This window comes from Acinetobacter sp. A2, from assembly GCF_048537555.1.
In the GTDB taxonomy this organism is placed as follows: domain Bacteria; phylum Pseudomonadota; class Gammaproteobacteria; order Pseudomonadales; family Moraxellaceae; genus Acinetobacter.
Genome location: NZ_CP183239.1, coordinates 68,559 through 80,263, shown reverse-complemented (window position 1 = coordinate 80,263; position 11,705 = coordinate 68,559). Strand labels below are relative to the sequence as shown.

The 11,705-nt window shown below is 37.3% G+C and carries 10 protein-coding genes; all 10 read right to left on the bottom strand.

From position 1 onward, the window contains the following. Positions 1 to 6: 6 nt before the first annotated feature. The 10 genes from rfbC to ACNS8M_RS00285 all read right to left on the bottom strand — a co-directional run bounded on the left by rfbC (position 7) and on the right by ACNS8M_RS00285 (position 11,691). A complete protein-coding gene (gene rfbC / locus ACNS8M_RS00330; RefSeq protein ID WP_419224980.1) occupies positions 7 to 558 on the bottom strand; it encodes a dTDP-4-dehydrorhamnose 3,5-epimerase in 552 nt (183 codons plus the stop codon). A gap of 61 nt (positions 559 to 619) precedes the next feature. Beyond that, a complete protein-coding gene (gene rfbA, locus ACNS8M_RS00325) occupies positions 620 to 1,522 on the bottom strand; it encodes a glucose-1-phosphate thymidylyltransferase RfbA (protein WP_419224979.1) in 903 nt (300 codons plus the stop codon). Beyond that, a complete protein-coding gene (rfbD, locus tag ACNS8M_RS00320; protein WP_419224978.1) occupies positions 1,519 to 2,430 on the bottom strand; it encodes a dTDP-4-dehydrorhamnose reductase in 912 nt (303 codons plus the stop codon). Before rfbD ends, rfbA begins: the two co-directional genes overlap by 4 nt. A gap of 8 nt (positions 2,431 to 2,438) precedes the next feature. Further along, positions 2,439 to 3,515 (bottom strand): dTDP-glucose 4,6-dehydratase, encoded by a 1,077-nt coding sequence (gene rfbB, locus ACNS8M_RS00315; RefSeq protein ID WP_419224977.1) that lies wholly within the window; start codon positions 3,513 to 3,515, stop codon positions 2,439 to 2,441. A gap of 59 nt (positions 3,516 to 3,574) precedes the next feature. Further along, positions 3,575 to 4,717 (bottom strand): polysaccharide pyruvyl transferase family protein, encoded by a 1,143-nt coding sequence (locus tag ACNS8M_RS00310; RefSeq protein ID WP_419224976.1) that lies wholly within the window; start codon positions 4,715 to 4,717, stop codon positions 3,575 to 3,577. After that, the gene (locus tag ACNS8M_RS00305) at positions 4,717 to 5,814 is read right to left on the bottom strand and encodes a nitroreductase family protein (protein ID WP_419224975.1); all 1,098 of its coding nucleotides are present in this window, start codon (positions 5,812 to 5,814) and stop codon (positions 4,717 to 4,719) included. Before ACNS8M_RS00305 ends, ACNS8M_RS00310 begins: the two co-directional genes overlap by 1 nt. Then, positions 5,811 to 7,214, bottom strand: coding sequence for a lipopolysaccharide biosynthesis protein (locus tag ACNS8M_RS00300; protein ID WP_419224974.1), 1,404 nt, complete (start codon positions 7,212 to 7,214; stop codon positions 5,811 to 5,813). The genes ACNS8M_RS00305 and ACNS8M_RS00300 overlap by 4 nt, the downstream gene beginning before the upstream one ends. 68 nt (positions 7,215 to 7,282) lie before the next feature. Next, positions 7,283 to 8,446, bottom strand: coding sequence for a nucleotide sugar dehydrogenase (locus ACNS8M_RS00295; protein WP_419225313.1), 1,164 nt, complete (start codon positions 8,444 to 8,446; stop codon positions 7,283 to 7,285). 168 nt (positions 8,447 to 8,614) lie between these two features. Further along, a complete protein-coding gene (locus tag ACNS8M_RS00290; protein WP_419224973.1) occupies positions 8,615 to 10,465 on the bottom strand; it encodes a polysaccharide biosynthesis protein in 1,851 nt (616 codons plus the stop codon). A 50-nt stretch (positions 10,466 to 10,515) separates the two neighbouring features. Continuing rightward, a complete protein-coding gene (locus ACNS8M_RS00285) occupies positions 10,516 to 11,691 on the bottom strand; it encodes a DegT/DnrJ/EryC1/StrS family aminotransferase (protein WP_419224972.1) in 1,176 nt (391 codons plus the stop codon). Positions 11,692 to 11,705 lie beyond the last annotated feature (14 nt).

Sequence of the window (11,705 nt, the reverse complement as noted above, 5' to 3'; positions counted from 1 at the left end):
AATTTTTCATACTTCCCAATGTGAAGCAATTTGGTCTTTATTACTGACTATCACTTCTTCAATATCTTTTAACGGCCAGTCAATTGCAAGTGTAGAATCATCCCAAAAAATCGAACGCTCACACTCTTTCGAATAATAATCCGTTGTTTTATATAAAAACTGTGTATTATCTTCTAAAGCGATAAAACCATGAGCGAAACCAGCAGGAATCCAAAATTGTTTATAGTTTTCACTACTTAATTCCACACCAACCCATTGACCAAAAGTTTCAGAGTCTTTACGGATGTCAACAGCAACATCCCAAGCACGCCCCTGAACAACGCGGACTAATTTACCTTGAGCGTGTGGATTTAACTGGTAATGTAGACCGCGTAGTACACCTTTTTTTGAAAAAGAATGATTGTCTTGAACAAAATTTGGTATTTCTAATCCTCGGTCAGCTAAAGCTTTTTCAAAAATCTGCTGGTTAAAGCTTTCCATAAACCAGCCACGATCATCCCTAAACACACGTGGTTCAAAAATCAACAAATCTTTAATTTTAGTCTCTATGACATTCATAACACAAACTCTGATTTAGATCATATTTTAAGAACAAAGTGCCCATTTGGGCACTTGGAATTTATTTCGCTTTGGCCGTATGTTCCTGATATAGTTTAAGCAAATATTGCCCATAACCTGTTTTCTTAAACAACTCTCCACGGGCTTTCAGCTGCGTTGCGTCAATCCAACCATTGTTGAATGAAATTTCTTCAAGACTTGCCACTTTTAAGCCCTGCCGATTTTCAATCGTTTGGACAAACTGACTTGCTTCAAGTAAAGAATCATGTGTACCAGTATCTAACCATGCAAATCCTCTACCCAAAACCTCGACATTCAAAGTATTCTTTTCAAGATAAATGTTATTTACATCTGTGATTTCAAGTTCACCACGATGTGAAGGCTTAATATTCTTTGCAATCTCTACAACATCATTATCATAGAAATATAAACCTGTTACAGCATAGTTCGATTTTGGTTGTTCAGGTTTTTCTTCAATGCTTAATGCCTTTCCTTCAGCATCAAAATCAACCACACCAAAACGTTCTGGATCATTTACATAATAACCAAACACAGTTGCACCGCTGCTTTGATGAGCTGCTCGTTTTAATTGATCACTAAAGTGCTGGCCGTAGAAAATATTATCTCCCAATATTAAGCAGACATTATCATCACCAATAAATTCTTCACCCAAAATAAATGCTTGGGCTAAACCATCTGGAGATGGCTGAACTTTATAAGATAATTGAATACCAAGTTCTTCACCATTGCCTAATAATTTTTCAAAATTAGGCAAATCTTCAGGTGTAGAAATAATTAAAATTTCACGAATACCCGCTAACATTAATACTGATAAAGGGTAGTAAATCATTGGCTTATCGTAAATTGGAAGCAACTGCTTAGATGTTCCCATTGTGATTGGATACAAACGCGTGCCCGAACCACCAGCCAATATAATACCTTTACGCTTTACTGAAGTTGTCATGTTTTTAAAATCTCATTCATTACTTGAGCTACGCCTTGCTGCCATTCCGGTAAGCGAAGTTTAAAAGTTTTCTGCAATTTTTGCGTATTCAATCTTGAATTCAATGGCCTACAAGCAAGTGTTGGATAAGCCGAGGTCGCAATTGGATTTACTTTTTGAATGGCTAAATTCACACCACTTTGGCGAGCTTGCTCAAAAATATATTGAGCATAATCATACCAGGTAGTTTCACCCGTTGGTGCCAAATGATAATGCCCATGTAAATGTAACTGTTGTTCAAATGGCTGTAATGTGTAATAGCGCAAGACTTGTGCCGTCACATCCGCAATCAAAGCTGCCCCCGTGGGAACACCCACTTGATCTTGAATAATACTTAATTCAGACTTACTTTCTGCCAATTTCAACATGGTTTTAATAAAGTTCTGACCATGTGCCCCATAAACCCAGCATGTCCTAAAATTAATGAAACGAACCTGGCTCTTCTCTAATGCAAGTTCACCATTTAATTTAGTTTGCCCATAGTAATTTACAGGCTGCTTTGCTGCACTTTCAACCCAAGGACTTTCCCCTTTGCCATCAAACACATAATCCGTTGAATAATGCACCAACAACGAATTATTTTGTTGGCAAAGCTGTGCTAAATGAGCAACTGCTTTATGATTTATTAAATCAGCTGTTTCTTGGTCAGACTCCGCTTTATCCACTGCTGTATACGCACTGGCATTAACCACAATATCAGGGTTAATGTGTTTAAATGCATTCTGAATAGCTGAAAAGTCTGCAACATCTCCAGATAATCCAGATGCATTGACAGATCTATCCAAAGCAATGACTTTGCCTAATGGTTGTAAAGAACGCTGTAGCTCCCAACCAACTTGACCATTTTTACCTAGAATCAAAATTTTCATTGGACAGATTAAGCCTTATCAGTTTGATATTGTTTCTGAATCCAGTTCTGATATTCACCACTCTGAATATGCTCAACCCATTCTTGATTATTCAGATACCATTCAACCGTTTTACGTAATCCAGTTTCAAAGCTTTCTTCAGGCACCCAACCCAAGTCTTTTTGGATTTTGCTTGCATCAATCGCATAACGTAAATCATGCCCCGGACGATCCGTTACATAGGTGATTAAATCTAGATATTGCCCGATACCCGCAGGTTTATTTGGTGCCAACTCTTCTAGTAATTGGCAAATTGCTTTCACAACGTCGATATTCTTTTGTTCGTTATGCCCACCAATATTATAGGTTTCACCTACTTTAGCTTCAGTAACTACTTTATATAAAGCTCTAGCATGATCCTCAACAAATAACCAGTCACGGATTTGATGTCCATTTCCATATACTGGGAGGGCCTTACCTGCTAAAGCATTTTGAATTATCAGCGGAATAAGCTTCTCAGGAAAATGGTAAGGTCCATAATTATTCGAACAGTTCGTAATAACAACTGGTAAACCATAAGTCCTGTGCCATGCTCGCACCAAATGATCTGAACTCGCTTTACTTGCAGAATATGGTGAACTTGGTGCATATGGGGTCGTTTCTAGGAATAAATCATCAGTTCCTTCTAAATCACCATAGACCTCATCTGTAGAAATATGATGAAAACGAAAAGCCAGCTTTTGAGACTCTACCAGTGAATTCCAATATTGACGAGTCGCCTCCAATAACTGATAAGTACCAATAATATTGGTTTCAATAAAGTCAGCAGGACCAGAAATAGAACGATCTACATGAGACTCTGCGGCCAAATGCATCACTGCATCAGGTTTAAAATTTTCGAATAATTGATCTAATGCAACTCGATCACAAATATCCGTTTGTGAGAATGTATAGCGTTCATGATTCTGAACACTTGCTAAAGACTCTAAATTTCCCGCATAGGTTAGTTTATCAACGTTTAACACATGATTATTTGTGTTTTGAATAATATGTCGTACAACAGCAGAACCAATAAATCCCGCACCACCTGTGATTAAAATTTTCATTTTAAACTCTAACAATTAGTGAAATTGATTTAAATAAATAACTAAGTTAATCGCTTTACTTAATTTTTTAATTGAAGATTAATATTCTCAATAACAATTTCCCACATATTATTAACCTTCATCTTTAATTCATTAGCTGCAGATAGAATTTTTACAGAAGAATCTTTATGAGTATTTTCATTTGAAAATAAAGCTATGAGATTACTCAATTTGTTTAAATCTGATAAGTCATCTACTAAGCCTTCTCTGTTGTTAAAGTCAGCAAATAACTCTGGATACTTATGTGACCAACCAGCACCAATACATGGAACACCCTGTGACATTGTACTTACTAATGCGTGGAATCTCGAACCAATAACAAATTTAGCTTGTCCTAAAATCCACTTTAAGATACGTGGGTCTTCATGCTGAATCGTTTGAATATTTTGATATTTATTTTCTAGTTGAGCAACAACCTTTAAGTCTTCTTTAGCATCATGAATCAAAAACAATGGTGTTAATCCATGACTTTGAATCAAATCTAGAGATGTTTCTATAAATTTAAGATATGCCTTCGGATCATCAGACTTATCTAGCATACGTAAATTAGGAACAATTGCTACAAAATTCTTAGGTAAATTAATACTCGAATTTGGTAAGGGTTTCACAGCAATCGTAAAATCAGGGCTAAGTTTAAGTTTATTCTGATCTAATAAATTTTTACTATAGTTAAAGGATTGAATATCACGTGCGAAAACTATTTCTGCTCTAGAAAATAGCTTTTGTGTCCACTCATTTACTTCACTTTTTTCAAATTTACCTAATGCCTGAGGCATTAAAATCAATTTTTGATCAATCCTATTTTTGGCAGTCATTTTTTGATATAAATGTTTAGGAAAATAACTACCCCACTGATCAGAAAATGCAAAGCCCGATGCATCCAACACCACATCAACTTTATGAGCACGAATAATTTTTCCTGTTAGACCTGCAACCCCTAAAGAGAAAATTGCTCGCTTTGCTAAAATTTCTAAAGTTGAGCTAGTAAAAAATCCATATCTATTAATGTCGCTTGGGAAGCCAAAAGTAGATGGGACAACAATTTTTGCATTTGGATAAACAGACCAAATTTTTTCAGAAATCGCTATCGCCATTAATTCAGCACCACGATTGTGTATTCCTGTCCCATGAATTTCAATAATAGGCGCTTTAGTAGTATTCATTAAGTATTCTCTTCAAAATTATATTTAATCAATTGTTGCTGAGATTTCTTGGTCGAATTAGCGACCATCCCCTCAGGGTGTGGATAACCGAATGCAACTAACATGATAGGTCGCTCATCTGGATCTAAGTTTAGTAAACGAGCCATCTTTTTTTCTAAATTCGGTACCTCCGGCCAATTAATACAACACGAGCCCAGACCTTGAACCTCCAAACCATATATAAAAGACATAATTGCTAGAGAACCATCGATATAAATCAAGTGACGATCGCGCTCGTTAAAATAATTTCTTAATTTACCCACTACCACTGCTACGCAAGGAACTTGATGGCCAAAACCACCAGTTCCCATTGGAAGTTTAATGACTTCAGAGACTATTGCAGGATCATCAAAAACTCGAAATTCGTAAGGCTGTCTATTACAAGCAGTAGGAGAATAAGCTGCTACATTAATTGCTCGCTCAATAATTTTTCTATCGACTTTATCTTCTAGAAACCATCGAACTGAACGACGATATTTTGCTAGTTTCAGCATTTCATCATAATCAATTTCTGGTTGATCTGATTTTAAACGAACATAGGGTATATTTTTTTTTGATAAAGAGTCATTCTCTATAATTTCAGATGAAGATAATTCAACAATAGGTCTTAAAGGATCAATAACAGGATGGCTTGGATTTATAGCCATATATTCTTGTAATACATGCTTAGCCCAAATTAACTCTCTTAACTCCGTTTGTGCACTAACCGCTTTTTGATATGCATCAACTGTCTCCGCAATATAATCTAAGCCAAATGGTAAGCGCCTAGGACGCATTAACAAACCTTTCTCTAATCTATGTACATTTCGACGTAGTAGACTGGTGTTAAAAACTGGATTACTAAGAGAATCTTGATAAATCACTTTACCAGCAAGAACTGCTCGGTGTTCCCAACCAAAGTTTGATCTTAAAAAATAGTATAGATTAGATAAGAATGTACTCTTTACAGCCATCTTAATAATGTGACGATTTAACCCTTTTAACAAGTTTTTAACTTTTCTTTTTACTGGCGATAGCATAGCTTTTATTTCAACTTTAGATCCACTCTTCTTAGTCATGCCTTTAAAGCCCCTATTAAACTTTTAAAGTTTTTTAATGTATTGATACCTGTTGGCATTACAACAATTAAAAATAAAAATAAAAATAAAAATAAAACACCTGAAACTACAAGATTCATTAATAAATGATGAGAAATAATACTCTGCATTAAATAAGAAGACAATAAAGCCGCTCCAACTGAGGCAATTGCTGGTACAACAATAGGCCTAAAGAAATCACTTGGCTCAAGTGGCGTTCTTTTAAAAAAATACCACAAAGAAGGGTACAAAATCGCATAATTTACAATAGCATAAGATAGTGCGACACCTTCAGCCCCCCATCTTATACCAATTAAGAATCCAACACTCACAGCGAGTGTATTCACCATGCCCCAAAGAATATATTGCTGCGACAAACCCAAACTCAGCAAAACCAAACCTCTTAAACTTGCTACAGCCTGAATAAAACCACTAATACCTAGCAAAATGAAAATAGGAACAACGTCTTCCCACCCTTTTCCTAAAGCAATATAAATAATATTTTCAGCATTCACTACCAAATATGCCATCAGCGGCATAGACAGAAAGGCAAGGAGAGTCGCAATATTCTTATAATATGATTTGTAAAGCTCGGGTTGATCCTGTAAACGACTTAACACAGGTAATGCAATAGCATTAATTGGCTCTCTCAAACTAGAAATTGGCAGCATCATTAACTGATACGCCCGTGTATAAAGCCCTAAGACTAAGGGTCCCCAAACTCGACCAATTAAAATATTGTCTAAGTTACGGTGAAAATAATTCAGCAACTCAAATAACGTAACATTTGCTCCGAAATTGATAAGATCTCGTGTGCCTTTGACTATTTTTGGTCGCTTGGGAACAAACGATGATCCCTTAAAATAAAGCAAAGTAGTGACAAGAACACCAATGACGGTTCCCCATGCAAGAGACCAAAAGCCATACCCATAGTATGCCATTGTAATTGAAATGACTAAGGTAAAAATTGCACCTAATACATCTGCTATGACTTTAGGTTTAAGGTTCAAATCACGTTGCATAAGTGCAGCATGCTGTGCACCCAAACTTGCAATAAAAAATGTTGTACTCAGTAAAACTACAACTGGTTCTAACTCTGGTCGTGAATAAAAGTCTGCGATATAAGGCGAAAGGGCTGCTGTTAAGCCGGTTAAACCTAGCCCTATAGCAACATTTAACCAAAAAAGAGTATTGATTTGATCAAATACCAAATTCTTCTTTTGAATAACAGCTGTAGACAAACCCATGTCACGAAAAATACCCATGAATGCAGTAATGGCTGTAACCATTGCAATCAATCCAAAATCCGTAGGTGTCAATAATCGTGACAATACAATAATAGATGTAATTTGAATGATGATCGTAACAATACGTGCGGACATTGTGAGTGCCCCACCACGTATAGCTTTTCTCTTTAAATCTTTTACATCTATTTGGTGTGACATAAAAATTAATTCTCACCAAACAAATCACGTGTAAATACTTTATCTAGAACATCATTCAGCTCAGACACCATACGGTTTGCCACAATCACATCTGAGATTTTTTTAAATTCTTTAAAATCTGTTAAAACCTTTGAATTATAAAAATGATCGTGCTGTAAATTCGGCTCAAAGATAATAACTTCGATCCCTTTCGCTTTTAGACGCTTCATAATTCCTTGAATTGCAGACTGTCTAAAATTATCACTTCCCGCTTTCATCACTAAACGATAAATACCTACAATCTTAGGCTGCTTCTTTAAAATTTCGTCAGCAATAAAATCTTTGCGAGTGGTGTTTGATTGAATAATTGCAGTAATGAGGCTTTGCGGTACATCTTGGTAGTTCGCCAAAAGCTGCTTAGTATCTTTAGGTAAGCAATAACCACCATAACCAAACGACGGATTGTTATAGTGTGTTCCAATACGAGGGTCTAAACCCACAGCCTGAATAATATCCTTACTGTTTAAACCACGTAATGCGCAATAACTGTCTAATTCATTAAAGTAAGCTACACGCATTGCTAAATAGGTATTTGAAAATAGCTTAACAGCTTCTGCTTCCGTAGAATCCATTAAAGCAATATCAGCATCTGGTTTTAAACTGGCATTCCTGAATAATTCAGCAATTCTTTGACCAACTTCAGTTTTGTCACCCACCACAATTCGAGATGGATAAAGATTGTCATGCAATGCTTTACCTTCACGCAGAAATTCTGGTGAGAAAATAATTTTCAAATTTGGAAACCGTTGCTGAGCCTTTACGGTAAAACCTACAGGAATTGTGGATTTAATTAAGATAATAGATTTACTGTTTAAATTATTTAAAGTTGACAATACCTGCTCAATTGAACTGGTATCAAAATAATTGGTTTTTTCATCATAATTGGTAGGTGTGGCAATAATTACATAATCTGCTTTTTCAAATGCCAAACTTGCATCTAAAGTAGCTGTGAAATGATTTTCTTTTTTTAAATACTGTTCAATTAAATCATCTTGAATTGGCGATTTTTTTTCTTTTAATAATTCAACTCTGTGAGCATCAATATCCAATGCTACAACTTCGTGCTGTTGACTAAATAGCATTGCATTTGAAAGACCTACATAACCAGTGCCGACTACTGCCAATTTCAACATCTACTCCCATCCCTATAATTAATCTTAAACTAATATTCAAAATTTACAGCTCAAAAATGAAAAATAACTATACCAAAACTGCTCTTGAATGAATACCTGTTTATAATCCAAATAATTCTTAAAAATATTTTAAGCTTGTAGTTATCCAAGCAAATACTATTAAAATTATGATGAAACATAACCCTCAACATAATGCTGCAAGATTCTCTTTAATCTAAAACTATCTGTAGCCGAGGCATTCATTTCTTTCAATTCAACAAAAAAGTTTAATACTTCAGTGTAATTAAAAGAATTTTCAAAAGCTTTTAAAACTCTTTCATGCTCCGTTTTTTCAACACCATCCTCATCAATTAGTAGCTCTTCATACAACTTTTCACCTGGACGAAGCCCTGTAAACTGAATCTCGATATCCCCTATCCCATTTTCATCAATCGGACGGAAACCACTAAGACGAATCATTTGTCGAGCTAGGTCAACAATCTTTACTGATTCACCCATATCTAATAAAAATATATCTCCGCCCACCCCCATTGCACCTGCTTGAATCACGAGCTGTGCAGCTTCAGGAATGGTCATAAAGTAGCGAGTGACCTCAGGATGAGTCACCGTCACAGGACCACCTTGTGCAATTTGCTTCTTAAACAGTGGTACAACTGAACCCGATGAACCCAACACATTACCAAAACGTACAATACTAATTTGCGTTTTTGGATTGGTTGAAGCTAAACCTTGGCAATACAACTCTGCCATACGTTTAGATGCCCCCATAACATTGGTTGGACGCACGGCTTTATCGGTTGAAATCAGCACAAAGGTTTTCACACCTTGAGCTACAGCAGCATCGACACTGCGCTGTGTACCAATCGAGGTATTATAAATTCCTTCAAAAGGATTCGCTTCAACCAATGGCACATGCTTATATGCCGCAGCATGATAAACTGTCTGAATATGATATTCAGAAATAATACGTTCTAATTTTTGTTGATTTGTAACAGAACCTAAAATAGGCACAATTCGGGTACCTGAAGCCTGCAACTCTCGATCGATTGAATACAATGCGAATTCAGACATCTCAAATAATATGAGCATTTTCGGCTGATGCTTCACAATCTGACGACAGAGTTCTGAGCCAATCGACCCCCCTGCCCCAGTCACCATGACCACTTTATGTTTGATATTTTTTTCGAGTAGTTCAGGTTTAGGTGGAACAGGATCACGACCCAGCAAATCAATAATATCTACTTCACGGATATCAGAGACTTTGACTTTACCATCGACCAATTGGGTTACACCCGGTAATTCCATGATTTTAACTTGGGTTGCATCAAACGATTCAATAATTTCCTTTTTACGAGCACGACCAACTGACGGCATTGCAAGTAGCACTTCCTCAATGCCAAATTTTCCAAGTTTACGCTGGGCTTTTTTCGGTGAATAAATTTTTAAACCACTTAAAGACTGACCACGAAGCGATTTTTTATCATCAATAAAACACACAGGTAAATAATCATCCGAGCGATTTAAAGCTGCCGCGATTTGTTGACCTGCAAGTCCTGCACCATAGATTGCCACACGTTTACGGGTTTGTTTTTTAGCAAAGGTTTTAAGTGTTGCGTAACGAATCACCGCCCGGCTCCACCACATGTATGAAAACAGCATAAAGCCATACATGAGTGGAATACTCATTGGAATAAAGGCAACATCTAATTTTTTAATGGTATATAACGCCACAATTTGGATAAATGTGCCAATTGAAATACGTAGTAAATAATCTTCGTTAAATGAACGCACAATCGCGCGGTAAATGCCAAGCAACGCAAAAACGAGTACGCCAAAAATCGCAACGTAAATGTACCAAGCCTCAAGCCCCTGCATCACCGTAACATTTGGACGTGCCAAACGGATGGCATATGCTAACCACATCATGAGTGGAAGCATACACAGATCCATGGTCACCAAAACTACTTGTTTTTGGCGACGCGGTAAAGATGCAATTGATCGAATAAAATCTTTCATTGAGGCTCTGTTAGATCTGCTGAAATAGCACGGCGTGATTATACGCTGTTTTAAGCTTGAATCTTAACAATGGTGCTTTGAATCACATCCACGGTTTTTTGAATGCTTTGCTCAGACAAAGTTGGATGTACAAGGAACATCAAACTGCTTTCACCTAAAGCTTTTGCATTGGCTAAACGCTCAACTGGACGCCACGGTGTATCATCAAAGGCTTTTTCCAAATACACTTCTGAACATGAACCACTCAGGCATGGCACACCTAGCTCATTGATTTCTGCCATGATGCGGTCACGTGACCAGCCTTCAGGTAGCGCATCAACCTTGACTTGTACATAACATTTATATGCGGCATGCACATAATCAGCTGATGGTTTAGGAACAGTAAAATACGGACTGTTTGCAAACATCGCCTGGATCCGTGCCATATGGGCATTACGTTTTGCGGTCCATTCAGGCATTTGTTTCAGTTGCAAACGGCCAATCACCGCTTGCATTTCCATCATGCGCCAATTGGTACCAAATGAGTCGTGTAACCAACGGAAACCCGGTGGATGTTGTTTGTTATAGACGCTATCAAAGTTTTTACCATGGTCTTTGTAAGACCACATTGTTTTCCAAAGATGTTCATCATTGGTGGTGACCATACCACCTTCACCGCCAGTGGTCATAATCTTGTCTTGGCAGAAAGACCACGCGCCAATATGACCGATTGAACCTGCAGATTTGCCTTTATACATTGCACCATGCGCTTGGGCACAATCCTCAATCACGAAGATGCCTTTTTCCTCTGCCAATTGCATGATTGGATCCATATCACACATCCAACCCGCCAAATGCACACAAATAATCGCTTTGGTATTCGGTGTAAGCACCGCTTCAATAGTACGACGTGAGATGTTTTGTGAATCCAGTTCGACATCAGCAAAGATTGGATTGGCACCTGCTGTGACAATTGAGCTTGCTGAAGCCAAGAAGGTACGTGAAGTGACAATCACATCATTCCCTGCACCGATGCCGAGGGCTTTTAGGGCTAAATCGAGTGCCACGGTGCCATTGGCTACGGCAACGGCGTGTTTCGTTCCTGCAAACTGTGCAAATTCCTTTTCAAATTCACGGCATTCCTGACCTGTCCAATAATTCACTTTATTAGACAAAAGGACTTTTGACACCGCATCGGCTTCTGCTTGGGTAAAGCTTGGCCAAGGCTCAAATGCACTGTTTAACATGGAATTTTCCTAAA